Here is a 22626-nt window from a genome sequence, read left to right as displayed (position 1 = left end):
GCCCATGAACAACCCCGCCAAGACCCCGGAGAGCTTGTCCCCGGTCAAACGACAGCTGCTCGAGCAGCTCCTCAAGCAGAAGCAAGGCGTCGGCGGCCAGGCCCCGCTGGGCCGCGCCGTCCCTCCCGTCGTCCCCATCCGGGTGAAGGGCCACCGGGAGCCCTTCTTCCTCGTCCACCCCATCCTCGGGGTGATCTTCCCGTACTACGAGCTGTCCGCGGCGTTGCAGCTCGACCGGCCCATGTTCGGCATCCAGTCCTTCGAGGACAGCGGGGCGCTCATCCCGCAGCGGACCATGGAGGACATCGCCGCCTACTACGTGCAGCGGCTCCGGGAGGTACAGCCCACGGGCCCCTACTTCCTGGGCGGCTGGTCCTTCGGAAGCATGGCCGCGTACGAGATGGCGCGTCAGCTCACCGAGCAGGGGCAGGAGGTCCGCTTCCTCGGGCTCTTCGACACCTGGGCACCGGGCGCGGGCACGGTGACGACCTACTCCCGCTTCGGGTACTCCGTGGCGCGCGACATCTGGAGTCTGGCGTCTGACTATGTCTACCTGCGGGAGCAGCGGACGCCCCCGAAGGCCCAGGGAAGCGCGGAGACGTCGCGCAGCCGCTTCGCCGCGGTTCCGGATTGGGTCCAGACCCGGGTGCGCGGAGTGCGCTCGACACTGCGTGAGATGCGAGCGGGCTCCTCAGACTTCCAGGCCGGAGCCGAGCAGACGCCGAGCCTACGCCCGCTCTTGAACGCGTACGCGATGAACAGCGCCGCGGTGTTCCGCTACAAGCCCAGGCCGTACACGGGGCGGGTCACGCTCTTCCGCACACGGGCGGACTCCGCGCTGCATGGCCGCGACCCCAGCTGGGGCTGGGGCAGGCTGGCCCAGGGCGGCGTGGATGTTCACGCCATCGACGGCAACCACATGACCCTGCTCAAGCCCCCGCACGTGCAGAGCCTCGCGGCGAAGGTGAAGGCCTGCCTGGAGGCGCTGGACGCTCGGACCTGAGGGCCTCAGTGACACCGGCGCTACACCGGCGGGGGCGCGAGCGCGGCGTCCCCACCGGTGCGGGTGCTACTGGACGGCGAAGAGCAGGTCGTCGTGGTCGTTGCAGGCACCGCGCGCGGTGAGCCCCGGCACCTTTGAGAGGAAGCCCTCGAGCCTGTCGTAGGGCTACCGCTGTGGTGCAGGGACCCTGGCGTAGATGATGGCCACCCGGGCGGCGTTCGGTCCGCCACCGGGCACGCCCGCGGGCTGGGCGCCCACACCGACGTGCGTCAGGCTCGCATCCATCAACCAGGGCGAGCGCGGCAGCCCCAGGGGGTCCTCGACCGCATGCACTTCAATGGCCACCGACTCGGCGCCGGGGAGGGCCTTCAGCGCCCGCTCGTACAGCGCCGGGTCGGTGACTTCTCCGGGAGGCTGGCTGCTCCGAGCCACCTCCGCCGCGAGCTTCGCCAGGACGGCGTTGGGCTTCAGCGCGCGGAGGGTGGCGGGCCGCAGCCTCGCCAGCAGCCGGTAGGAGAGGGCTTCGGGCGTGGCCGCGCCGCCCTTCATGGAGTCCAGCGGACGCCGGGTCAGCACTTCCACCACGAGCGCTTCGCGCCGCCCCTCGACCTCCCGCCACGCGAGCCCCACTCCCGCGAAGCGCATCGCGGGCTCCAGGAGGTTGCGGCGGGCCTCGGCGGTGGTCTCGAGGCTGAAGTGCGCCGCGAGCGCGCCGGCGCCCCAGCCCACGTTCTGCCCACCCCACAGCGGATCCGTCTCGCGGGCGTCGCACGTCGCGGCCAGATCGACGTTGCGGCGCTGGTCCACGCTGGCATCCTGCGGGACGTAGTCACACGTGGGGTTGTCGTCAGGCAGGCGGTCGCGCGCCGAAGTGCCGTCCGGTGCCTCGATGCCGAAGAAGCCCTCCCGCACCATCCGGTCCGCGTAGGCCTGTGCCACTCGCTCCACGAGCCCGTCGCGCTTCACGGGCACGAGCCCGGCCGCGGAGCGCAACGCATTGATGCGGGCCTGCATCCCGAGGCGGGCCTCGGCCAGTCCTGCCGGTTCCGCGGGGGCCGGAGCCGACGCGCCCACCCGGACCCGGAAGACGCCGCCAACGTTGAGGCGTGGGCCGTCCCCTCCCGTCACCGTCACGGTGTGGACGCCCGGCTGGGAGAACCGCGGCTCCACGCAGAAGGACCGCGTTTCGGTGGGGGCCGGCAGGTCGCGCTGCCGCACGAAGCCGACCCCCTGGACCTCTCGGCCAGAGGGCGCCGTGCGGGCCGGAAGCAGCTTCATCCGGGTCACCGTTCCATCCGGACGGGAGACGTCGACGTTCGGTGCGCTCAGCGGAGGCAGCAGCTCACCACACAGGCGCACGCCCTGGTCGGAGGCCGACAGGGCCCGGGGAAAGCGTTCGAGCTGGACCCGACGGTCCGTCTTCATCACGACGAGGGCCACCTGCGAACCCTCGAGGGCCACCCCTACGCCCAGGTGCGTGCCTCCAGCCTTGCGCAGCTCCGGGTTCTCTTGAAGGAGCTCGAGCGCATGGGAGGGAACTCCCGCATGCACCGCCACGGTGGAGACCACGATGTCGGCGCCGCCTTCCTCGCTGATGGCATCCGTTGCCGTCAGCGCATCAGGAGCCCGCGCCGCCCCGGCGCCCAGCGCCCGCTTCGCCAGACGCCTCGCGGCCCGGACGAGCACCTCATCCAGCACCGGCTCGGGTTGCCCTGCCGCCGCGGCCTGCGTCTGCAGAAATCGAGCAGCCCGCTGCTCCAACACCGCCGGCTCCGGCTCGGCCGCCGCCGCCACGAGGAAGACAATCAGCCCAGCTGGAATCATCGAGGCAGCCTATGGAATCCACCGAGGGAATACGAGCGCGACGCCTCGCCCCCTTCGCCGCGCGGATGATCTCATCAGCACCCCATCCCGTCACTCCGTGGGCGTCGCGCTGTCAGTGGGAGCCACCGCGGGCGCGGCCTCCATCACCTGGGTCACAGGGGAATTGAGCACCCAGGAGAAGCCATGCCCCGCCCGAATCGCCCTGTAGGTTCCCCGCATTCCGCAGCCGGTGACTCCCACCGTCACCGGGTCCAACTTGGACACCGTGAGGTTCGTCCGCTCACACGACAGGTCGAACTCCGCGCGGAACCTCACGTCGGGAATCCAGGTGCACTGGCCCATCCGGCAGCGCAGCTCGTAGACCCCTTCAGAGCCACAACCGCGCATCTGATACTGATTCTCCCCGAGATAGTTCGGCGTCAGCTCCGCGGCACACTTGAGATCCCTGGCGGCGATCTTCTCCAGGTTCGCATAGCGCTTGGCATTGATGGATGGTCCCATCTGGGACAGGTCGACCTTGGAGTTGCTCCGGCTCCCGCCACAACCAGCCCCCATCAGCAACGAAACACCCAGGCACGTCATCGACCATCGCGAGAGGTTCATGGGCGCCTCTCTACCATGCACTTGACTGCCCATTCACCGGGCAAACGCAGCCAACGATGAAGTCGAGCCGCGGCGAAGCGCCGCATGGCGCCGCGCCGGAAGGGAATGCCTTCCGGCGCGGCCCGACTCCGCGAACGACCAAGCCTCAGCTGGCCTTGGGCGGCGCGCCTGACTCGGGCGCTCCCTGAGCGCGCCGCCGGACTCCAAGCAGCAGCAGGGACATCAACGTCATCAATGCCATCAACGATGCGTATCCCACCAAGGGCCAGGCGGTGTCACCGTCGAGCATGACGATCATCAGCGTCCCCAGGACCCCGACGATGAGGCTCTGGACGCAGAAGTAGAGCGCGACGGCCGTCCCCGCCACGGCGCCGAAGTCCTGGAGTGCGCCATTGGCGGTGACGGAGGCGGCGAACACGATGCCCGCCGCGATGACCCACATCGGCACGATGAATGTCCAGAATGACGGGGCCGCGAGGAGCTGTCCGGCGGCCAGCATCGCGGCGCCCAGCAACAACAGGAGCATCCCTCGGGTGAGGCTCCCCGCCAGCCCCCAGCGGGCCACGAAACGCTTCGCGAAGCGCGTCGTCACGATCATCGCGAGCGCGGCGGTGGCGAAGGCAAGGCTGAACCCGAACGCCGAGAAGCCAGCCTGCCCCATGAGGACCCGGGGCGCGGTGGAGAAGAACACGAAGAAGGCCCCCATCGCCGCGCTGAAGCCCAGGGTGTACGTCCAGAACGTGGCGCTGCGCAGGATGGGCTTGAACGCGGCCCCACGGTGAGGCCCGCCGGCCGGACGCGTCTCGTGCCACCTTGGCAAGGCATTCAGCATCGCCGCCGTCGCCAGGACGCCGAGCGTGATGAAGATGGCTCGCCATCCGAAGTGTTTCGCGAGCAAGGCCCCGGCGACCGGACCAAGCGCCGGAACGAAGGCCAGCATGCTGCTGAACAAGCTGTAGATGACCGCGCTCTCGGGCCGCTCCGCGTACACGTCCCGGACTGTCGCGAACGTGGCGACGAGGGCCGCGGAGGCCCCTACCGCTTGCAGGAGCCGGAAGCCAACGAAGAGCGCGGCGTTGGACGTCCCCGCGAGCAGGAACGAAGCGGTCGCGAACAACAACGCACCGCCCAGCAACACCCGGCGCCGGCCGATGCGATCCGAGACCGGACCGAACACCACCTGTCCAAGCCCAAGCACGGCCATGTAAAGGCTCAGCGTGAGCTGGATGAGGGTGGGAGAGGTATCAAGGATTCCGGCCATCGCCGGAACCACGGGCAGGTAGATGTCCATGGCCAGCGAGGCCAGGAGGTCGAAGGGAGCCATCAGCCACAGCGCTGCTGGCACGGAGTGATTCCACGACAAGGATTTCGGGTCAGGCACGATCGCATCCGCACAAATGAGGAACATCTGGCGGCGCTCTGCCACTCCACGGGGACCGGGATGAGCTGGGGCAGATGGCCGCGGCAACGGTTGACGTGTCGCCGCGGCTCACTCATCTGCGGATTTGGAGTTTCCCATCCTGTTGGCTCCGGCGTGCGCCGTGTCCGCGCACGAAAGCGGGCGTGAGGTTAGCAGCCGCGACCACGCTGCTCAATCACCCGGAGCGCCGCGAGCCAGCGGGCCGCGGCACCGGCCCGCACCCGTGGGGAGCCAGGCCGAGCAGCCCACCGGTGCGGGTGCCGCAGGGTTGGGAGTGGCGCTACTGGAGGCCGACGGGCGGCGCGTTCTGCGCCAGTCTCCTGGCCACGGCCGCCGCGCTGTCGCGCATGTGATGGAGCTGGTCGTCGAACCCCCCAACGCCCGCGCTCCCCGCGCGCTCGGTGTAGAGCAGCTCTCCGCTCTCGTTGATGTAGTGGACATAGAAGAGCGCGGTGCCATCGGCGCTGAAGCGCTCGGTATCCACGGTCGCGACCTGCGTCCCGTCCGCCGACCGGATCTCCTTCTGGATCGGGGAGCGGAACAGGTTCGCGACCGGGATGATCACGCCCTTGGCTCCGGACCGCTTCACGTACTCAGCCAGCTCCTTCTTCAGTCTCGGCGGGACGTTGAAATTGTCGGTGGCGATGTTCTGGAGGGCCTCGCACCACTCGCTGTCACCCTTCATTCTCTTGACCTTGGCCTGGGAGACGTCCTGGCCGTACGCGCTCCAGATCGCCGGCGCCACGTAGTCCTCGATGTTGCGGCTGACCTTCTCGTTGTTATCCGCCGGGTAGGCACAGGCGAGCAGAGGGGTGAGCGCATAGGGGCCGTCCAGTTGGGTCCACTTCCCGCCGGTGAAGTAGGTCGGGTTGGACGTCGCGAGACCTGGGACGCAGCCGGAGAGCGTGGCGACCGCCATCGTTGTGAGCAGCGCGGCGCGGAGGAGGGGTGCACGACAGGGGATCATGGGGACTCATCGAGCGAGGAGAGACAGCTCACGGAAATCCGTGAGCTGGTTGTACGTCCCGCCCCTCACCCAGGTTCCAACCCTTTTTCCTGGTTCACGGCGATTGCACCCGTCAAGCCCGATTGAAGCGGGCACGGGAGATCGCTCCAGATCGAAACCACTTCATGTCCACCCCGGGCGTTCACCCAAGGCCTCTGTCCTTCAGCCGAGCGTTCTGGCAGAAGCCGCGCGCATGAGCTTGCGATTGGGGATCTGGGGGCTGGCGTTGACGTTGTTCTCGGGCTGCGCGGCGAGCCGGGCCTTGTGCCCGGCCGAGGGAGGTCGACCCTGGCGCGAGGTCCGCAGCACGCATTTCCGCCTGCGCACGAACCTGGAACCGAAGGCGGCGTCCCAGACCGCCGTGGAGCTGGAGGCGTTCCGCAGGGCGCTGCTGCTGGCCTGGGGACCGGACTTCGACCCTCCGGGCACGGTGGACGTCATCCTGCTGAGCAATCCCCGCGACATGGAGGAGTTCACCCAAGGCCAGTACGCGGGCTTCGCGGGACAGACTCCGGACGGGCCGCGGATGGTGATGACGGGCGGCGGTGGCTACCTGTTGCCAGACGCCCCTGGTGACAAGGAGACCCAGGCGCATGAGATGGCGCACTACCTGAGCGCCTTCGCCCTGCCCCGCCAGCCCCGCTGGGTGGCGGAAGGCCTCGCCTCGTATCTGCAAACCGTCACCATCAAGCCCAGCAACCGCGACGTGGTCCTGGGTCAGGCCAGCCGGCCGCTGCTCCGCTACGTCCGCGAGCACGGCTGGCTCACGCTGGACGAGCTGTGGCAGTGGGACGGCCAGACCCAGCAGAGCTCCGCGGAGCTCCAGCGCCACTACGCTTCCGCGTGGCTGTGGGTGCATTACCTCATCAATGAGCACGGCGACCGGTTCGGCACCTTCCAGGATCAGCTGTCCCGGGGCGAGGAGCCGAAGCGAGCCTTCGCGGCCGCCTTCCAAGGAGCGACCGGCTTCCAGGAGGCCGTCACCCAGTACGTGCAGCTGGGGCGCTACGTCATCTCCACCCAGCCCCTGCCGCCCGTCCCCACCCAAACCCAGACGCGCGACCTCGCGCCCGCGGACGTGCACGTCATCCGGGCCCTGCTCTTCACCCAGGCGCCAGGGGACACCTCCCCGGAGGAGCGCCAGCGCAAGACGGACCTGGAGCTGGCGCAGGCGCTGAAGGAGGACCCCACCCACGTGGAGGCGCAGCGACTGCGGGCCGAGGGATTGGACAAGCCTGAACGGCTGAAGCTCGCGCGGCTGCTGGTGGAGACGCATCCGGAGGATGGCCTCGCGTGGGCGCTGCTCGCCGACGCGCTGGATGCCGAAGGGGAGCTGTCCGCCCCACAGGAGCAGGCCCGCAAGCGCGCCGCCGAGCTGCTGCCGGACAGTCCCTCCGTCCAGAACGAGCTCGCCTGGTACTACGCGCGCATCCAGCAGCCCCAGCAGGGGCTGGCGCCGGCCCTGCGCGCGGTGCGACTGATGCCGGGAAACGCCGGCATCCTGAACACCCAGGCCGCGCTGTTCTTCCAGTCCGGACGGTGCAAGGAGGCCGTGGCCATGGCGCGTCGCGCGCTCGACATGCTCCACGAGCAGGCCCCGGACACGGCGCGCCAGAAGTTCAAGCAGGTCATCACCTTGTATGAGACGAAGTGCGCCCCGGCCTCGGCCTCGGCGAAGCCGGAGTAGCGGCCTCCTCCGGGGGCCCGTCCAGCGCGGGCCCCCGCATCACCGTGCCGTCCGCCCCTGACCGGAGGCCGCACGCGCCGACTCAAGATCCTGGAACAGCGCCCCCCTGGGAATCCCTGCGTCCATCAGGTGCTTCTCGGCGGGACCGCTCACCCACCAGGCCGTGCACCCCGTGCGCGCGTGGAACCTCGCGAAGAGCGGATGAAGGAACGTGCCCATCCCCTCCAGGTTCGAAAGGTCCATCAGGAGGGGCGCGTCCGGGCCGACCGTGGCGAAGAGCGATTCAAGGTCCTTCGCATGCAAGGTCGAAAGGCTTCCGAAGAGCCGGATGCGCCGAGGCGTCTCCTCGAACACCTTCGCGGTCAGCTCAGCGCTGACGTATGCGAACACCTGCTCCAGGTACCGCGAGGTTCCAGGTTCTTGGACCCCATCAGGAGCGCCGCGTCTTTCAGTGTGGCGGTCTCACCACGCCATCGGATGCTCAGCGTCCAGACGGGGAGCCCCTCGTAGACCGAGCCCACGACCGGGGCCCGTTCCACGAAGTCACATGACAGACAGAAAAGAGAGAACCATTCCCCAAGAGGCTCCCACTCCAGCCGGACCTCCCCGATGAGGCCACCACAGCGGGGACATCGGGAACCTCTCCTGGGATGAACTTGCATGTCACCTCTGGGAGTCGAGGCCGGGGTCTGGCTCAGCGCTCGGCTTCGCCGGTTTCGAAATCCATTCTCGGACAGGCCCCCTGCAGGACCGCTTCCTTCACCTTCCGGAACCGGCCCGCCTCGATGACGAAGTCCCGCAGGGCACAGGTCTCGGGTACATCCAGCGAGCCCCCTCTCCAGATGGCTCGCATCCACCGGCTGTCCGGGCGGAAGGCCAGCTGGAGCAGTCGGTAGCGCTCTCCGCTGACGGGCAAGGCCCGGATGTGGCCGTTCGTCTCGTCGATGACGAACCCGAAGAGGCACTCGGTGCCACAGCCACTGAGCATCACGCCGTACCGCCCTCCGAACGTCACCCCTGCCGCGGCGGCACGGCGGAGGCGGGTCCGGTAAAGCCTCACCTCCGCGTCGCCCCCTGCCACGTCCGGCTTCGCGAGGGGCCCGGTGTAGACCTGGACGGGGTGCGCCTTGAACGCGGCGGGCGGCAGCGTCGCGACCGGCTCCTCGGAGTCCCCCGCTGTCGAGGACTCCGTCGGTGGAGTGGCTGGCTCCGGGCGCGGCGCGGACGCGGCCTGCCCTCCCCACGCGACCCATGCGGCCACGAGCAACCCAGAATTCGCACTCGCCACGTTCGACCTCTTCGAAGGTCGCATGACCCTATCGTGCAAGGCCTGGCGCTGGAAGCCACGGCTCCCCCTCGCGCGAGGAACCCTCCAAATCCGCTACCGGCCGGGCGGCTTCAGGTCCTCCGGCAACCGGTCCCCGGGCGGACGCGGCAAGGTGTCAGGACGGTCCAGGCCGGAGGGCGTCACGCCTCCATCATCCGAGCCCGCGTCGACAGCAGGCGGAGGCGACACGGGGGCCTTGTCCGAACAGCCGGCGAAGACCCCAAGACACATCACGAAGAGCCAGTGGCGCATGGTCGCTGTCTCCCGGCCGCGGCTAATACTTCACCCAGATGACCGTGCCCGGGTGGATCTCCGTGAGCGGCGTGGTGCCCGGCTCCTTCTGGATGAGCGCCTGGGTGACGGGGTTGAAGCTGTATGCCTGCGTGCCGGACCAGACGATGAGCGCGTCCTTGAACACCGTGAGGTCGTGCACGTGCTCCTCCACCGTGTACTGGTTCCAGCCCGGGAGGCGCGTGGGCAACAGGTAGAGCGAGGGGGCCGGGTTCTCCGCGGGCGCCGTGCCCGCATCCGAGTCATGGCCATGTTCACCGCCGCTCGTGCCCGTCCAGGCCACCGTCGTCTCGACGCCGGCCGCCGTGCGGCACGTCTGTTCGGTGGGGAAGAACACGGTGGTGAACGGCTTGGCGGGCAGCTTGAAGCGCAGGCCCAGATGGAAGTAGTGCGTGTCCGCGGCCTTGACGTCCCCCAGCGCCTTCGTCCAGACCACCGCCGTCACGTTGCCCGCGCCGTCCTTCTCCACCTCCGCCTTGCCGAACGTGGAGTCCACGGGCCGCACCCCTGTCACGCCCTCCGGGATGAGCACCCGCATCCGGTACGTGTCCGCCCCGTCACAGCCATGGCTCACGGTGAAGTCGGCATCGAACGAGCCCCCCGCGTACGGCGGAGTGGGACCCGCCACCGCCGCATGCGCGAAGGCCGTGGTGGACAGCAGCGAACCCGCGACGACGCACAGCGGCCCCAGGGGAAACTTCATCGGTGACTCCAGGAAGGAAGAGGAGAAGCCGTACGGATAGCAGCCCTCCCTGTCATCCCCGGATGCGGTCAATTGTCGCAGCACCCTCCCCGGCAACACTTCACGGCAGGGCGATGCGCCCCGGCGCGTTGCTGGCCCCCTGCTCGGTATGACAGGTGTTGCAGTCCCCGTTGGTCTGGAGCGTGCTCATCTCACGCGAGCGGCCATCCGCCCCCACCAGCCGCACACGGTAGGGCAGCGGGAAGGACGGCTGAAGGCTGTTCGACATGAAGTTGCCCGCGGCGTTGGGCGTGAGCGTGAGCCGCGTCTGCCCTTGCGAATCCAGGATCTCCACCTTCACCTCGGACGGCGACGCCAACCGGGGGTCGCACCCATCCGCCTCGTGGAGCGTCGGGTACACCGTGCCCATGAAGAAATACGCCACGGAGGGCGCCTGCTGGAGGTGACAGTTCCGGCACGCATGTCCGGGCGCCATGCTGGCGCCGGTTCCGCTCGCCTCGCTCCAGAAGCTCCCGCTCGAGCAAGTCGTCGGGGCCGGGCCGGCGGGCAGGCTTCCGCACGTCCCCGCCGGCATCCCCGACTCCAGCCACGCCGTGAGCACGGCGCGCTGCGCGTCTGGAAGGGACGGCTCCGACTTCGGAGGCATGGGCGCCGCCGCGCTGCCCAGCCGCTCCAGGCTGCGCTGTCCCACGCTCTGCAGGGCATTGACCGAGGAGGCGCGCTGGAAGTCCGAGCGCGCGAGCAGCGCCATGGGCGCGCTCCCCTTCAGGGGCGTGGTGTGACAGTACGCGCAGCGCTCCGCCACCACGGCCTTCACGTCACAGGGCAGCTCATCCGGTCCCAGGTCGGTGCCCGCGTCGCTCCCGCCCCCACCCTCGTCGGTCCCCGAACAGCCGAGCGCGCCGCACAACAGCAGGCCCCACATCCAACCCCGGCTCAGCGCCCCGCGATGCGTCCTCGTCATGGTGTCCCTCATCCTTTCGCGCGCGCGTTTAACACGCCCCCGCCCCCCTCCCCCCTGTGGCAAATGCGCGCAGGCGTGAAGGGATGCCGCATCGACGCCGCGCCAGTCCCAGTGACACGATGCCCGCCCCGCATGGACTGTCGTGCCGCGGGGCTGGCGCCAGGGCGCCTTTGGCATTGCAGGGAAAGGTCGAGGGAAATGTCGGCGCAATATGACCAGATTGGGGAGAAGGTCGCGGACTGGGATGTCCTGCCGGTGCGCTCGGAGTCCATCGAAGGCCACACCTTCTTCAAGGCGCTCGGGGCCGTGCAGGGCCGTGCGGTCCTCGACCTGGCGTGTGGCGACGGGCTCTACACGCGGCAGTTGAAGGCGCGCGGCGCCAGCAGGGTGGTGGGCGTGGACATCTCCGAGGAGATGATTCGCGGCGCCAGGCGGCACGAAGAGGAACAACCGCTGGGCATCGAGTACCACGTGGCGGACGTGGCCGACATGTCTCCGCTGGGCACCTTTGATTGCGTGACGGCCGTCTATCTCCTGCACTACGCGCACTCGCCCGAACACATGCTGCGGATGTGCCGGAACATCCATGCCCACCTGAAGCCAGGGGGCAGCTTCGTCACCTATGCGTTCAATCCCGGGTTCAGCGCGAAGGGTCCCAACAGCACCCGGTATGGCATCACGATGTTGGACTTCCCTGTGTCACCCCGGGATGGGCAGGCCATCTCCGCGGAGCTGCACACGAAGAGCCCCTTCACCATCCACTTCTCCTACTGGAGCCAGGCCACGCACGAGCAGGCGCTGCGAGAGGCGGGCTTCCACACGCTCACCTGGATGCGCCCCGAGTGCGCGCCCGAGGGGATCGCCCGGTACGGACAGGCGTTCTGGCAGGACTACCTCGACAACCCGCACGCGGTCGCACTGCGCTGCGAGCGGTGAACCGGGCCCCGTGAAGGCCACGGTGTTCGAAGCCGCGAAGGCCCACGCGTTCCCGGCTGGGGCCGCGCCGCCTTCCCCGCGCCCGGGGTGAAGCCCCTTCCCCATGCACCAGGGAAAGGGGCTCCGTGCCGCGAGAGCGCCGCGGACCGTTCAGCGCTGGCGGCGGCGGCGCGCGGCCAGGGGAAGCGCCATCAGCGCGAGCGCCCAGACCGGAGCGCTGCTCGCGGCGGTGCAGCCCCCACCCCCGTCGCCTTCGCCGCCAGGGACGGGATCCACGACAGGTGAACCGTTGCCCACCTTGACGCTCAGCTTGGTGGACGCGGCGCGGTCCCCGTCACTTCCCTGGTCCGCGTTGGTGGAGTTGCCGGCGCCGAACACCGTGAGCGTGACGTCGGTGGAGGGCGCGACGAGGGAGAAGTTGAACCGCAGCTCCGTGCCAGTGAAGGCCTGGGGCGCCGTATGGGTCAGCTCGTTGCCCAGCTTCTTCATTCCGGTGCCGGCCTGGAGGTTGGCCGCCGTGCTGTCCACGGCGATGCCCACCCCACCCGTCTTCGCGGCCCCACCCCGGATGATGAAGGTGTACTGGCCGGTGGCCCCCGGCTCCAGCGTCGTGGGCCCCTCCAGCACGACGGTGGGCATTTCCCCGCCCTTGTGACACGTGCTGCAGGTCACCCCGTCCTTGCCCGACTGGCCGGTGATGCCCGTGCTGGTGGCGAAGGCGGGAGCCGCCCCCAGCAGCGCGACGACAAACACGCCGGCGCCGCGGAGCGGATGACGCATCTGATTTCCGTGCATGGTCTGGAGCCTGGCGCTAGCGCAGCTGGAGGAAGGAGAAGGACAGCCCCTGCGTCGTCACCGTGGGCTTGCCGCTGTCGCCCAGCACGTGGAGCGTCGTGGACGCCGCGCCCGCGCCAAACTCCGTGTAGAGCGTCTGGTTTTGCGACTCGAAGAGGAAGACGCTGCCGGAGGTGGACGGGAAGTCGCTCCTGCGCGTCGCCTTCAACGTGTCGAGCTTCAGCTCCCACCACTGCCAGCCGGTGCCGCTCGCCACCGTGCGAGGATGGGTGCCCTCCGCCACGGGCGCGAGGCTCTCGTCGAGCACGCGCACGTACGCGGTCCCCTGCGCGCCCGGAATGAGGGCCCCCGCGGTGCCGCCGCCCACCAGCGCGTCCAGCGACTGGTAGAAGCTCGGGTCGAAGGTGTGCGTCTGGGGGTCGTACCGCAGCAGGCAGGGCTCCGGCGCGTCCTGGCCCACCACCCGGCGCACCGCCGCGCCGTAGGCCTCCGTCGCGACGTAGACCTTGCCATCCAAGCCCAGGGCGGCGTCGTGCGTGTAGCCGCACCGGTCATCCGTCGCGAAGGTGGCCGCGTCCGTCGCCGTATTGATGGCGACCACGCCCGCCCGTTTCGTGACGTTGACGCCCGTCACCGGACGCCAGCCCACCGGCATGAGGATCTGCCCACCGGTCCGCACGACGGCCCCGGAGAACGCCATGATCGTGTTCGGGATGACGAGCGAGTCCAGCGGAATGGAGCCCGTGACCGTCATCGCCGAGGGGTTCCAGATGACGACCTGCGCGGTGGCGCCGTCGAAGAAGTAGGCCTTGGTCTCCGAGACGAACTGGAAGTTGGCCTGGTACTCGCCCAGCGACGTCACCCCTTGGCTGGAGAAGCTCACGGTGCCCGCGGCCTCCAGGGCGCCGCGGCTGTTGAGCGTGTAGCGCGTCACCGTGGCGCTCTCGTCGCTCACCACGTAGACCGAGCCGGACTTGGGAATGCCCACGCCGAGCGCCCGGCCGGACACCTTGATGGCGCCGTCCAGCGACAACGACGCGGCCTGCTCGGCCTTCGCCGTCACCACGACGTAGCTCTCCACGGGGTCAGCCACGAGCAACTGCGTGGTGATGGCATACAGCGGGCCTTCATTCTCGGTTCCTTCCTCTCCCGAGTCGCCGCATCCCACGAACAGGGACAGGGCGAGCGCCGCGGTGGAGAGTGGGAGGGAACGCAAGGCAAACGAATGCTTCATCGGCGATGTCCTCTTGGAACGGGGGGATGGAATGCGCGGCGCTTCACCCGGGACGGGGACCCGGAAATGAAGATGATACGCATTCTCATTTTCAACCCAATAAGGACGCAGACACGAGATGTCAAGAAAGGGATGCGTTCCCGCCGAATCCGGACAACCTTGGGTTACCCTGGACCCTGGCTCCATGCCTCGGCGGTCGAGGATGGACTCATGTTTCACACACGGGACCGAGCACTCGGCCTGGTCCGCGACGAACACGACCGCGTTCCTCGGTTCGAAGACATGAGCAACGCGCTGGCTTCTGCTGGAAGGGACTGGACAGGGAGCGCAGCTCCCGCCGGGTCTCCGCCTATAGTCACCCCATGAAGGACGGCTCCGCCCCACTCCGCACGCTCGTCGCCCGCCCCCTGACACCGGAGGCGTTCGCGCCATTCGGTGACGTCGTGTCCGCGGGCCTCAAGGCCGGCGCCGCCGCGAACCAGGGCACCGCGGTGCGCTTCGACTGGTCGGCGCGACTGGAGAACGGCCGGCCGGGCGCCAAGCCCAACCTCGCGGTGTTTCGTTCGGTGCCACAGGCGCTGCCCTTCACCGTGAAGCTGCTCGAACACCACCCCCAGTCGAGCCAGGCGTTCCTGCCCATGCGCTGCGCGCGCTTCCTGGTGTGTGTCGCGCCAACGGCGCCCACCGGAGGCCCTGACCTGGAGGGACTTGTCGCGTTCGTCTGCGGTCCAGGCCAGGGCGTGAACTACCACCGGGGCGTGTGGCATCACCCCATCGTCGCGCTCGATGCCCCGGCCGAATTCGCGATGCTCGCATGGGAGGACGGGGGCGAGGAGGACTGCGTCGTGCGCCCGTTCTCCACGCCCGTCTCCGTCGTCGTCGCGGACTGAAGGAGCCTCCGGATTGCGGATGCGAATCTCGCTTGAGCCAACGGAGCACTGGGTTTCAGCTCCTGGCCCCTGAGTCGCGGCCCCTACCCCGTCGTCCTTGGCTGGCGCGCGAGCCAGGCGCGCCATTCCTCGGCGCTCTCGTACTCCTCGCCCGAGAGCTGCTTCAACACCTTCACGGCGGGGTCGCGGTTGATGGGCTGCTGGAGCGCGGACATCGCCACCAGCGTCTCTCCCAACTGCCGGATGAGCCCGGCCCGCTGCGCCTTCAGCACCTCCGGCGCCAGGTCCTCCAGCAGGTACGACAACAGGTAGACCGCCTTGTTGCGGTCCATCGTCGTCGGCAACGAGACCGCGTCCACCACCGTGGCCACGTCCACCATCGGCAGCTTCGCGGCCTCCTGCGTGGCCGTCAGCACGCGCAGGACGCTGTTGCGCACACCGTCGGAGCCGTCGCGGATGCAGGGCACCAACCTCCGGACCGTCTCCTCGGCCGTGGGCGCGTAGGCCAGCAGGAACGCCGCGGCGCCCCGCCGGTCCGCGTCCGCGTCGTCACCCAGCACCGCCGTCAGCGCGTCCAGGTTCCTCGGCACCTTCGCGATGAACTCGGGCTCGAAGCTCGCGAGGTCCGGATGCCCGAAGCCGCCAAGGCAGTGCGCGATCCGGCAACTGGACGCATCATCGAGCTTCCCCTGCATCTGGAGTTGAAACAGGCGCTGCTCGTATTCGAGCCACCGGGCGACCAGCCCTTCCGGATCCGGGGGATGCCCCTTGGGCGCCGGGAGGAAACGCAGCCGGGACGCATCCTCGGCGTCCACCATGTCCGCGACGACAAAGGCCGTGCCTTTGCGCTCCTCGGCGAAGAAGAGGGTCATCCCCAACCGGACGAAGGACAGTCCATACCGCTCGCGCAGCAGGGCCTCCTTCAGCGAGACGAGCGCCCCGCTGAACACGATGGGCTTTCCCACCTCGAACCCCAGCACCTGACGGACCCCCTCCCGGTCCGCCTTCCGCGAACCAAAGGCATCCAGGCCCGCGAGCGTCGGAACCGGGAACGGCGCCTCGGGCGCCTTCGCGAGGTTCGCGCGAGCCTCCGCGACAATCCCCTCCCACGCGGCCAGTGAGTGCAGCGACACCAGCTCCGGGTTGTACTGGAGATGATCCGCGTCGAAGTAGCCCCCCTGGACCGCGCGCTTCAGCACCTCCACCGCCGCGTCCGCGTGGCCCGCGAGCGACGCACAGCCCGCGGAGCGATAGTAGGACTCGGCGCGCGCGCCCACGTCCGTGTCCACCTCCGCCGACGCACGGAAGGCCCTGGCACAGCCGTCGAAGTCGAGGGCCTTGTAAGCCTGCTCCGCTTCCTTCGTGAGCCGTTGGACCGCGGAAGCCTGCCCCGGTCCGCCCTCACCGACGGCCGACGGAGCATGCGCGCAGCCGGTGCCCACTGCGACCATGCCCAGCACCATCACGAAGCGCATCTGGACCTTCCTTTCGGAAAAGCCCGTATCTCACGCAAGCTGTGGCCAGGTTTCAAGGAGCGCCCACCTGGCCATCGCCAGCAGCTCCGCCCGGCAGCAACCCGTCGACGCGCTCGCGCGGGAGCTCGGGCGGTCCTGAAGCCTCATGTCCCCTTCGGTGCGGCGGGCTGCTGCCCCAGCGCGACGCTCCCCAGGATGAGCGTGCCCGCGACGAACATGGAGGACGTCAGCGGCTCCCCCAGGAGCAACCAGGCCCAAGCCACCGCGAAGAGCGGCACCAGGTAGGTGACGACGACGGCGCGCGCCGCGCCGATGCGCTGGATGAGGCGATAGTACATCGCGTACCCGAACCCGGTGCAGAGCATGCCCAGGGCGGCCGCCGCCGACCACGGCCCCGCGCCAATGGGCCGCGCCGGCCACGTGGCGACCGCGAAGGGCAGCGTCAGCAGCGCGGCGCAGGCCAACGTCGCGGCGGCCACCGCCGCGGCGGGCAGTCCCGCGAGGTGGCGGCGCACCATGTTCGTACCAATGCCGTAAAGGAACGCAGCCGTGGTCCCCGCCGCCGCGGCCTGGGCGACGCTCTCACCCGCCGCCTTGCCACTGGCCAGCACCACCACACCGGCGAAGCCCGCCAGGAGCGCCACCACGCGCCGGGGGCCGATTCGCTCGCCGTAGAACAGGAACGCCACCAGCGCGGTGAACAGCACCGCCATGCTGTTGGTGATGGCCCCGACGCCCGCGGGCGCACGCCGCGCGGCCCAGGCGAACAGCGCGAAGGGAACCGCCGCGTTGATGAACCCCACCAGCGCCAGCCGGGGCCAGAGCCCGGGGCGCAGGGCGGAGCGCGCGCGCCAGAGGAACGGCATCAGCACCGCCGCGCCCAGCGCGAGCCGCAGCTCCACCAGGGGCAGCGGCCCGAAGGCCGGGGCCGCGATGCGCATGAACAGGAACGGCGTGCCCCAGATGGCGGCCAGGCCGCCCAGCTCCAGCGGGGTGAGCCACGCCCGGTTGAGGGAGGGAGACACGGCGTGGGGATGGGTGAGACCGGATGCACTCATGGCGGGCCCCCTGGAGGGAGGAAGGAATCTGGCTTCTGCCAGGGCCTCTCTTCACGCCGCCACCCTCGCTTCACAAGCGCATCCTTTCCGTGCCAGACATGAGCCAGATTTGAGGCTCGAGCCCATGACCCTGCGCACCGAACTGCTCCCCGCCCTGGCGGCCTTCGAGTCCGCCGCCCGCCACCAGAACTTCGCCCGCGCGGCGGAGGAGCTGCACCTGACCGCCAGCGCGGTCAGCCACCACGTCCGCAAGCTGGAGGACCGGCTGGGCGTCATGCTGTTCCAGCGGCATGCCCGGGGCGTGGCCCTGACCACCGAGGGCCGTCAGCTCGCGGACGCCGCCAGCAGCGCGCTGTCGGACATGGACAGCGTGCTCGCGGGGCTGCGGTTGACCCGGGATGGCGACACCGTGGTGCGCATCACCACCCTGCACTCGCTGTCGTACGCGTGGCTGCTGCCCCGCCTGCCTCACTTCACCGCCCTGCATCCCGGCATCCGCCTCCATGTGGACACGGAGATGGCGCTCACCCGCTTCGACGAGGGCGGGCCCGACCTGGGCATCCGCTACGGCCAGGGCCCCTGGCCGGGCTTGAGCGCGCATCACCTGATGGATGACGCACTGTTCCCCGTGGCCTCCGCGCGGCTGGCCGGCGTCAGCCACGTCCGCGCGGCGGAGGACGTCGCGAAGCTGCCGCTCATCGCCGACCTGTCGCGTCAGGGCTGGCAGGACTGGTTCCGGGCCGCGGGGGTGCGCGGCGCGCGGTTCGAGGAGCGCTACAGCTTCAGCGACACCACCGGCGCGCTGATGGCCGCGGCCCAGGGCCTGGGCGCGGCGCTGGCGCGGGAGACCATCGCCACGCCCTACCTCGCGGATGGGCAGCTCTTGCGGCTGGCCGGGCCCACCGTGCCCACGCGCGCGAGCTACTTCGTGGTGCACCCCACGCACCGGAGACTCCGCCCTGCCGCGCGGATCTTCTTCGACTGGCTCTTGTCTCAGCGCGACAACGCCGACGCACCGCGCCCCTCGGCGACGCAAGGCGTTGCACCGTCCCGACGGAAAGTTCCCCAATGACAAACCCACGCCCGGGTGTCATCAAACCCACGCAATAACAGCCATTTACACATCATGAAACAAAGCCCACACTGACCGTGCTGTACTCTCACGAGGAGAACACATGCGCACGCTGGTGAAGTCCTTGTTGACGATGTCGGCGGTCCTGTCGCTCACGCCCTCGGTGGCCCTCGCACTCCCCCCCCAGTGCGACGACGTCTGTTTCTTCAGCTCGTGCGATGAGGCATGTGCCATTGGGGCTCGCATCTGGACGACGTGCGGGCAGTACACCGGCATGGCCTGCGTGAACACCCCGGTGGACACCTCCGCTCCCGTGGCCTCCGTGACACCTGACGAGGCCCATCAGGCCAAGGAGTCCTCGCAGGTGTGCAGCGAGGCGCATCCGGCGATGGAACAAGCCCTCACCGCCGGGAGCTGAATTGCTTCGCGAGGCCCGGACGACACCTCCGGGCCTCGCAGCCGTACCGGTGTCTCCGGGCGCGACGGTCAGCCGCCAATCTGGACCGCGTGCCGCACCCAGGTGTCCGTCTCCACGGCCTCCACGAGGAAGTCCGCCACGTCCGCCCGGGAGATGGCGAAGGGGACCTTCTCCAGCGCCGTCTTCTTCACGTATCGCCGGTGGGCGGGGCCGTCGGTGAGCCGCCCCGGCCGCGCGATGACCCAATCCAGCCCGCTGGCGCGCACCAGCTGCTCCTGCCGCGCGTGGTCTTCGAACGGCAGCTTCAGGATGAACGAGGCGAGCAGCGCGCCCAGCACCGGGTTCAGGAGCTTCCGGCTGTCACCCGTCCCCAGCGCGCTCAGCACCGCCAGCTTGCGGACGCCATGAGCCTTCATCGCGTCGATGACGTACCCGGTGCCTTGCGTGAAGTAGTCCGGGTTGTCCTTGAACGCCTTCAGGTTCGAGGACGCGGTGATGAGGATCGCGTCCTGCCCGCGCACCGCCTCATCCACCGACGCACGCTGGTGGAAGTCCCCCTTCAGCCGGGTGAGCTTCGGGTGCTCCAGCACCAGCTTCTGCGGACTGCGCGCGAAGGCCGTGACGTCATGCCCTCGCTCCAGCGCCGTCCGGACCGCGAGCGCGCCCGTTCCCTGTGATGCCCCAATGACCGCGATGCGCATACCGTTCCCCTCCGCTTGAGGCCCGGGAAGGTAGGCCCCACGCGTCCCCTTCATCAATCATGGGCCAGATGGACTGTTGCCCTCGGTGCTCCCCAGCATCAGGTCGCGGAGGGAACCGGCGCCGCGTGTGCATCCGCCTTCCGGGGCGCGCGCAGGGCCGCCAACGTCTGGCGGATGCCTTCCGCGTAGGACGTCTTGTGCACCGGGCCCAGGAGCCCCCTCAGCGCGGAGTCATCCAGCAGCACCGGGTTCGTGAGCAGGTAGTGCATCTCCACCAGCTCCCGCATGAAGGGATCGAAGAGGCCCATCAGCCGCACCATCCCCTTCCCCATCGGCAGCACCTTCGGGGCTCGGCCAGCCTGGGCGAACATCTCCTTCACCATCGCGCGTTGCGTGGTGGCGCCCGCGCCCGCCAGGTTCCAGAAGCGCCCGTACGCGCCGGGCGTGTCCATCAACGCCGTGACGACGGGGCCCACGTCATCCACGAAGACGAACTCGTGCGGCGTGTCGATGGGGCCAATGAGCTGGGCACGCTTGCCCTGCGCGGCGGCGACGAAGGCGCGGTGCAGGAAGCTGCGCTCCACTCCCGGGCCGTAGAAGTCCGGCAGCCGGAGGATGGTGCCCTGGAGGGAGCCCGCCGCGTCCGCCGCGAGCAGCAGATCCTCCTGCTCCTTGCGCATGCGGCCCTTGTAGCTGTTCGGCTCGCGCGGATGGGCTTCCGTCACCGGTGCGGTGCGCGGCAGCCCGTACGGATACACCGTGCCGATGAGCACCACCCGCTCCACGCCCTCCGCGATGGCCGCGTCCAGCGTGCGGCGCATCAGCTGCGGGTGCAGGTGGAACTGCCAGTAGTTCACCCCCACCATGTAGATGAGCGTCCGGACGCCCCGCGCCGCGGCCCGGATGGACGCCGCGTCCTCGGGATCCCAGGGGACGATCTCCGCTCGGGGATCCGCGCCGAACTCCCGCCGCAGGCTCCCCGCCGAGCGCCCCACCACCCGGTAGCCACGCCCCTGCGCCTGGAGCGCGCGCGCCACACTCTGCCCAATGACGCCCGAGGCGCCGAACAACGCGACCGTCTCCATGTCGTCCTCCCTGGAATGAACGGATGAACTTTTTATGAACACCGTTCTGTGAACACCGTTCATTTATTGCTGGCCGTTCGTCCCGTCAAGTCCTACACTCGTGACATGGGCATCTCGGAGCGCAAGGAGCGCCAGCGGGCGGAGCTGCGGGAGCACATCCTCCAGGTGGCGCGCGACATGGTGACGAAGGAGGGCTTCGCCGCCCTGTCCATGCGCAAGCTGGCGGACGCGGTGGAGTACGCCCCCGCGACGCTCTACCTGCACTTCGAGAACCGGGACGCCATCGCGCGGGCGCTGGTCGTGCGCGGCTTCCAGGAGCTGCTTGCGCGGTTGGAGCCCGCGGCCGCCGTGGACGCTCCGGTGGAGCGGCTGTCACGCCTGGCCCAGGCCTACCTGTCGTTCGGCCTGGGGCACCCGGAGACGTATCGCCTCGTCTTCATGGAGGACCCGAGGCTGTCCGAGGCCCTCTTCCAGGACACCCACGAGGGCGCGGGACCGAAGTCCTTCGCGCTCCTGGTACGGACCTTCGAGGACCTCCAGGCCGCCGGACAGACGCTGGATGCCACGCCCCCGGAGCGGCTCGCGGAGGTGTTCTGGGCGGGGCTGCACGGCATCATCAGCCTCAAGCTCACCTGCTCCGGGTTCCAGGGCGCGCCGGCGGAAGTCCTGGCGCGGACCCTGGTCGCGACCCTCGTGCGCGACGAGGCGAAGCCCTCTCGGCCCTCTCGGCCCTCTCGGCCCTCTCGGCCCGCGCGCCGCTCCCGCTAGGCAGCTCCACCGCCCAGGCGGCACCGGGACGCGGACCTATTTCATCTCCGCGATGACGTCGAACACGGAGGGCCGGTGTGGCTTCCAGCCCAGCGCGCGCGCCCGCTTCGCGCGGATGCGGCTGTTGGACGCGAGCGCCAGCCGCCCCAGCTCCACGCCCCAGCGCGCCTCCGCCTCCGCGACCGGCAGGCTGTCCACGGGCAGGTGGAGGCGTTTGCCGATGGCGGTCACCATGTCGCGGAAGTTCGCTTCGCCGTTCTCCGCGAAGAAGAACGTCCCGGCCGGGGCTCGCTCCAGCACCAAGAGGTAAAGGTCCGCCAGGTCCTCGATGTGGACGTTGGACCAGACATTCTCCCCCTTCCCGATGTAGCGCGCGGTGCCCGTTTCGCGCGCGTACCGGATGAGGGGCGGCAGTTGGACGCTGTCCGGGTTCAGGCCCAGCCCCTGACCGTAGATGAGGCATGGGCAGATGACGTCGGTGTGGATGCCCTCCTTCGCGGCGTCCAGCACCCGCCGATCCAAGGCGATGCGGGCCACCTTCTCCGGGACGGGCTCGATGGGCGTGTCCTCGTCGTGCACCCCGGACGTCGACTCGCCGCGCGAGTCGGTGGCGACGATGCTGGAGCCGCTGGTGTGGATGAAGCGCTTGCCGGTGCCCCTGAGCGCGGCGAGCAGCGCCTCCACCGGCCTGCGCTCGTCCGCGGACGCCGCGTTGATGACGGCGTCGGACGCCTTCGCCAGCCGCGCGAGCACGTCCAGGTCGTCGAACGACGCGACCGTCGCCTGGATGCCCCGCGCCCCCAGCATCCGGGCCTTGTCCGGCGTCCGGGCGGTGCCCACCACCTGATGCCCCGCGGTCATCAGCCGCACCGCCACCGAACCCCCGATGTACCCCGTCGCCCCCAAGACAAAGACTTTCATGTTCCGCTCCCGTGGATGGGCACCAACGTGCGCTGTTCCTCCAGGGAGAGCTAGTGGCGTGTGAAGCACATGTCCTGTTCCTGGAGTTCGCGAAGGCCCCTCATCCAGGAGCCCCTCGCTGGACTGGGCGCCTCATCACGCGTGCCTCGCGTACCTGCGCGAAGGCCCGCGTGTCCCCTGGCGGCTGAGCGGAACGCCGGTGGACGTGCCCGGCCCCTTCGCGTGCGACATCAGGGGGCTCCAGTCCGTGAGGCCCGGCGTGTTCATCGTGCACCCGGAGCGCCGGCACCTGTCGCCTCGCGTGCGCGTGTTCGTGGACTTCGTGTCCGACGCGTTCGCCCGCCCGGGGGCGCGGCCCTCCGCGACGACGAAGGGCCGCGCACGGAAGGCCGCGGCCCCGACGGCCTCCCGTGCGGTGAAGCGTTAGGGCCCTGGGCTTCAGCGC

General features: G+C 69.6%; 24 protein-coding genes. 8 read left to right on the top strand and 16 right to left on the bottom strand.

The genetic code is table 11. The features are described from left to right. Nucleotides 1-4: 4 nt before the first annotated feature. The gene (locus FOF48_RS25870) at nt 5-1003 is read left to right on the top strand and encodes a thioesterase domain-containing protein (protein ID WP_143905678.1); all 999 of its coding nucleotides are present in this window, start codon (nt 5-7) and stop codon (nt 1001-1003) included. Nucleotides 1004-1168: 165 nt separating this feature from the next. Here the strand turns inward: FOF48_RS25870 and FOF48_RS25865 are convergent, their stop codons facing one another. The 4 genes from FOF48_RS25865 to FOF48_RS25850 all read right to left on the bottom strand — a co-directional run bounded on the left by FOF48_RS25865 (nt 1169) and on the right by FOF48_RS25850 (nt 5817). Continuing rightward, complete coding sequence (locus FOF48_RS25865) at nt 1169-2827, bottom strand: hypothetical protein (RefSeq protein ID WP_143905676.1); 1659 nt, start codon at nt 2825-2827, stop codon at nt 1169-1171. A gap of 90 nt (nt 2828-2917) precedes the next feature. Beyond that, complete coding sequence (locus tag FOF48_RS25860) at nt 2918-3430, bottom strand: hypothetical protein (RefSeq protein WP_143905674.1); 513 nt, start codon at nt 3428-3430, stop codon at nt 2918-2920. Between the two features lie 145 nt (nt 3431-3575). After that, the gene (gene cml / locus FOF48_RS25855) at nt 3576-4838 is read right to left on the bottom strand and encodes a CmlA/FloR family chloramphenicol efflux MFS transporter (protein WP_186002072.1); all 1263 of its coding nucleotides are present in this window, start codon (nt 4836-4838) and stop codon (nt 3576-3578) included. Between the two features lie 292 nt (nt 4839-5130). Next, the gene (locus FOF48_RS25850; protein WP_143905670.1) at nt 5131-5817 is read right to left on the bottom strand and encodes a hypothetical protein; all 687 of its coding nucleotides are present in this window, start codon (nt 5815-5817) and stop codon (nt 5131-5133) included. 232 nt (nt 5818-6049) lie between these two features. Between FOF48_RS25850 and FOF48_RS25845 the strand changes: the two genes are divergently transcribed. Next, the gene (locus FOF48_RS25845) at nt 6050-7543 is read left to right on the top strand and encodes a DUF1570 domain-containing protein (RefSeq protein WP_143905668.1); all 1494 of its coding nucleotides are present in this window, start codon (nt 6050-6052) and stop codon (nt 7541-7543) included. A 39-nt stretch (nt 7544-7582) separates the two neighbouring features. Here FOF48_RS25845 and FOF48_RS25840 read toward each other — a convergent pair whose 3' ends face one another. The 5 genes from FOF48_RS25840 to FOF48_RS25820 form a co-directional block, all read right to left on the bottom strand. Further along, a complete protein-coding gene (locus FOF48_RS25840; protein ID WP_143905666.1) occupies nt 7583-7933 on the bottom strand; it encodes a hypothetical protein in 351 nt (116 codons plus the stop codon). 304 nt (nt 7934-8237) lie between these two features. Next, nucleotides 8238-8831, bottom strand: a complete 594-nt coding sequence (locus FOF48_RS25835) for a hypothetical protein (protein WP_143905664.1) — start codon at nt 8829-8831, stop codon at nt 8238-8240. A 93-nt stretch (nt 8832-8924) separates the two neighbouring features. Beyond that, nucleotides 8925-9122, bottom strand: a complete 198-nt coding sequence (locus FOF48_RS25830) for a hypothetical protein (protein ID WP_143905662.1) — start codon at nt 9120-9122, stop codon at nt 8925-8927. Nucleotides 9123-9144: 22 nt separating this feature from the next. Beyond that, a complete protein-coding gene (locus FOF48_RS25825; RefSeq protein WP_143905660.1) occupies nt 9145-9864 on the bottom strand; it encodes a DUF1775 domain-containing protein in 720 nt (239 codons plus the stop codon). A 100-nt stretch (nt 9865-9964) separates the two neighbouring features. Beyond that, on the bottom strand, nt 9965-10828 hold the full coding sequence (locus FOF48_RS25820) for a hypothetical protein (protein ID WP_143905658.1): 864 nt from the start codon (nt 10826-10828) through the stop codon (nt 9965-9967). A gap of 198 nt (nt 10829-11026) precedes the next feature. On the opposite strand from FOF48_RS25820, the gene FOF48_RS25815 reads away from it, so the two are divergent. Next, a complete protein-coding gene (locus tag FOF48_RS25815) occupies nt 11027-11764 on the top strand; it encodes a class I SAM-dependent methyltransferase (RefSeq protein WP_143905656.1) in 738 nt (245 codons plus the stop codon). Between the two features lie 150 nt (nt 11765-11914). On the opposite strand, the gene FOF48_RS25810 is transcribed toward FOF48_RS25815, so the two are convergent. Next, entirely contained in the window at nt 11915-12544 is a 630-nt protein-coding gene (locus FOF48_RS25810; protein ID WP_255442667.1) for an MXAN_6652 family MXYO-CTERM-anchored protein, read from the bottom strand. A 31-nt stretch (nt 12545-12575) separates the two neighbouring features. After that, nucleotides 12576-13793 carry an MxcI protein gene (locus FOF48_RS25805; RefSeq protein WP_143905652.1) on the bottom strand — a complete coding sequence of 406 codons (1218 nt, stop codon included), beginning with the start codon at nt 13791-13793 and terminating at the stop codon, nt 12576-12578. A 362-nt stretch (nt 13794-14155) separates the two neighbouring features. On the opposite strand from FOF48_RS25805, the gene FOF48_RS25800 reads away from it, so the two are divergent. Beyond that, nucleotides 14156-14683, top strand: a complete 528-nt coding sequence (locus tag FOF48_RS25800; protein ID WP_143905650.1) for an ureidoglycolate lyase — start codon at nt 14156-14158, stop codon at nt 14681-14683. An 83-nt stretch (nt 14684-14766) separates the two neighbouring features. Here the strand turns inward: FOF48_RS25800 and FOF48_RS25795 are convergent, their stop codons facing one another. Together FOF48_RS25795 and FOF48_RS25790 are read right to left on the bottom strand one after the other, a co-directional pair. Continuing rightward, nucleotides 14767-16158 (bottom strand): hypothetical protein, encoded by a 1392-nt coding sequence (locus FOF48_RS25795; protein ID WP_143905648.1) that lies wholly within the window; start codon nt 16156-16158, stop codon nt 14767-14769. Nucleotides 16159-16301: 143 nt separating this feature from the next. Continuing rightward, nucleotides 16302-17216, bottom strand: coding sequence for a DMT family transporter (locus FOF48_RS25790; RefSeq protein ID WP_143905646.1), 915 nt, complete (start codon nt 17214-17216; stop codon nt 16302-16304). Nucleotides 17217-17340: 124 nt separating this feature from the next. On the opposite strand from FOF48_RS25790, the gene FOF48_RS25785 reads away from it, so the two are divergent. Next, entirely contained in the window at nt 17341-18288 is a 948-nt protein-coding gene (locus FOF48_RS25785; RefSeq protein ID WP_143905644.1) for a LysR substrate-binding domain-containing protein, read from the top strand. A 103-nt stretch (nt 18289-18391) separates the two neighbouring features. After that, complete coding sequence (locus FOF48_RS25780) at nt 18392-18706, top strand: hypothetical protein (RefSeq protein WP_143905642.1); 315 nt, start codon at nt 18392-18394, stop codon at nt 18704-18706. A gap of 68 nt (nt 18707-18774) precedes the next feature. Here FOF48_RS25780 and FOF48_RS25775 read toward each other — a convergent pair whose 3' ends face one another. Together FOF48_RS25775 and FOF48_RS25770 are read right to left on the bottom strand one after the other, a co-directional pair. Continuing rightward, nucleotides 18775-19407 (bottom strand): NAD(P)-dependent oxidoreductase, encoded by a 633-nt coding sequence (locus FOF48_RS25775; protein WP_161666845.1) that lies wholly within the window; start codon nt 19405-19407, stop codon nt 18775-18777. A 98-nt stretch (nt 19408-19505) separates the two neighbouring features. Continuing rightward, nucleotides 19506-20492, bottom strand: coding sequence for an NAD-dependent epimerase/dehydratase family protein (locus tag FOF48_RS25770; protein ID WP_143905638.1), 987 nt, complete (start codon nt 20490-20492; stop codon nt 19506-19508). 105 nt (nt 20493-20597) lie between these two features. Here FOF48_RS25770 and FOF48_RS25765 point away from each other — a divergent pair, with 105 nt between their 5' ends. After that, the gene (locus tag FOF48_RS25765; protein ID WP_186002071.1) at nt 20598-21260 is read left to right on the top strand and encodes a TetR/AcrR family transcriptional regulator; all 663 of its coding nucleotides are present in this window, start codon (nt 20598-20600) and stop codon (nt 21258-21260) included. 36 nt (nt 21261-21296) lie between these two features. On the opposite strand, the gene FOF48_RS25760 is transcribed toward FOF48_RS25765, so the two are convergent. After that, complete coding sequence (locus FOF48_RS25760; RefSeq protein WP_143905634.1) at nt 21297-22181, bottom strand: NAD-dependent epimerase/dehydratase family protein; 885 nt, start codon at nt 22179-22181, stop codon at nt 21297-21299. 247 nt (nt 22182-22428) lie between these two features. Between FOF48_RS25760 and FOF48_RS25755 the strand changes: the two genes are divergently transcribed. Then, nucleotides 22429-22608 carry a hypothetical protein gene (locus FOF48_RS25755; RefSeq protein ID WP_143905631.1) on the top strand — a complete coding sequence of 60 codons (180 nt, stop codon included), beginning with the start codon at nt 22429-22431 and terminating at the stop codon, nt 22606-22608. Nucleotides 22609-22626: the final 18 nt, after the last annotated feature.

This window comes from Corallococcus sp. Z5C101001 (assembly GCF_007352635.1).
GTDB classification, from domain to species: Bacteria; Myxococcota; Myxococcia; order Myxococcales; family Myxococcaceae; genus Corallococcus; species Corallococcus silvisoli.
Note: the sequence above shows the minus strand (reverse complement) of the source record. Positions and strands in the feature narration are given on the sequence as shown.

What these genes read in the sequence shown, in the direction of transcription:
- FOF48_RS25870 (WP_143905678.1), top strand. Translation starts at nt 5, where the DNA reads ATGAACAACCCCGCCAAGACCCCGGAGAGCTTGTCCCCGGTCAAACGA.
- FOF48_RS25865 (WP_143905676.1), bottom strand. Translation starts at nt 2,827, where the DNA reads ATGATTCCAGCTGGGCTGATTGTCTTCCTCGTGGCGGCGGCGGCCGAG.
- FOF48_RS25860 (WP_143905674.1), bottom strand. Translation starts at nt 3,430, where the DNA reads ATGAACCTCTCGCGATGGTCGATGACGTGCCTGGGTGTTTCGTTGCTG.
- cml (WP_186002072.1), bottom strand. Translation starts at nt 4,838, where the DNA reads ATGTTCCTCATTTGTGCGGATGCGATCGTGCCTGACCCGAAATCCTTG.
- FOF48_RS25850 (WP_143905670.1), bottom strand. Translation starts at nt 5,817, where the DNA reads ATGATCCCCTGTCGTGCACCCCTCCTCCGCGCCGCGCTGCTCACAACG.
- FOF48_RS25845 (WP_143905668.1), top strand. Translation starts at nt 6,050, where the DNA reads ATGAGCTTGCGATTGGGGATCTGGGGGCTGGCGTTGACGTTGTTCTCG.
- FOF48_RS25830 (WP_143905662.1), bottom strand. Translation starts at nt 9,122, where the DNA reads ATGCGCCACTGGCTCTTCGTGATGTGTCTTGGGGTCTTCGCCGGCTGT.
- FOF48_RS25825 (WP_143905660.1), bottom strand. Translation starts at nt 9,864, where the DNA reads ATGAAGTTTCCCCTGGGGCCGCTGTGCGTCGTCGCGGGTTCGCTGCTG.
- FOF48_RS25820 (WP_143905658.1), bottom strand. Translation starts at nt 10,828, where the DNA reads ATGACGAGGACGCATCGCGGGGCGCTGAGCCGGGGTTGGATGTGGGGC.
- FOF48_RS25815 (WP_143905656.1), top strand. Translation starts at nt 11,027, where the DNA reads ATGTCGGCGCAATATGACCAGATTGGGGAGAAGGTCGCGGACTGGGAT.
- FOF48_RS25810 (WP_255442667.1), bottom strand. Translation starts at nt 12,544, where the DNA reads ATGCGTCATCCGCTCCGCGGCGCCGGCGTGTTTGTCGTCGCGCTGCTG.
- FOF48_RS25805 (WP_143905652.1), bottom strand. Translation starts at nt 13,793, where the DNA reads ATGAAGCATTCGTTTGCCTTGCGTTCCCTCCCACTCTCCACCGCGGCG.
- FOF48_RS25800 (WP_143905650.1), top strand. Translation starts at nt 14,156, where the DNA reads ATGAAGGACGGCTCCGCCCCACTCCGCACGCTCGTCGCCCGCCCCCTG.
- FOF48_RS25795 (WP_143905648.1), bottom strand. Translation starts at nt 16,158, where the DNA reads ATGCGCTTCGTGATGGTGCTGGGCATGGTCGCAGTGGGCACCGGCTGC.
- FOF48_RS25790 (WP_143905646.1), bottom strand. Translation starts at nt 17,216, where the DNA reads ATGAGTGCATCCGGTCTCACCCATCCCCACGCCGTGTCTCCCTCCCTC.
- FOF48_RS25785 (WP_143905644.1), top strand. Translation starts at nt 17,341, where the DNA reads ATGACCCTGCGCACCGAACTGCTCCCCGCCCTGGCGGCCTTCGAGTCC.
- FOF48_RS25780 (WP_143905642.1), top strand. Translation starts at nt 18,392, where the DNA reads ATGCGCACGCTGGTGAAGTCCTTGTTGACGATGTCGGCGGTCCTGTCG.
- FOF48_RS25775 (WP_161666845.1), bottom strand. Translation starts at nt 19,407, where the DNA reads ATGCGCATCGCGGTCATTGGGGCATCACAGGGAACGGGCGCGCTCGCG.
- FOF48_RS25770 (WP_143905638.1), bottom strand. Translation starts at nt 20,492, where the DNA reads ATGGAGACGGTCGCGTTGTTCGGCGCCTCGGGCGTCATTGGGCAGAGT.
- FOF48_RS25765 (WP_186002071.1), top strand. Translation starts at nt 20,598, where the DNA reads ATGGGCATCTCGGAGCGCAAGGAGCGCCAGCGGGCGGAGCTGCGGGAG.
- FOF48_RS25760 (WP_143905634.1), bottom strand. Translation starts at nt 22,181, where the DNA reads ATGAAAGTCTTTGTCTTGGGGGCGACGGGGTACATCGGGGGTTCGGTG.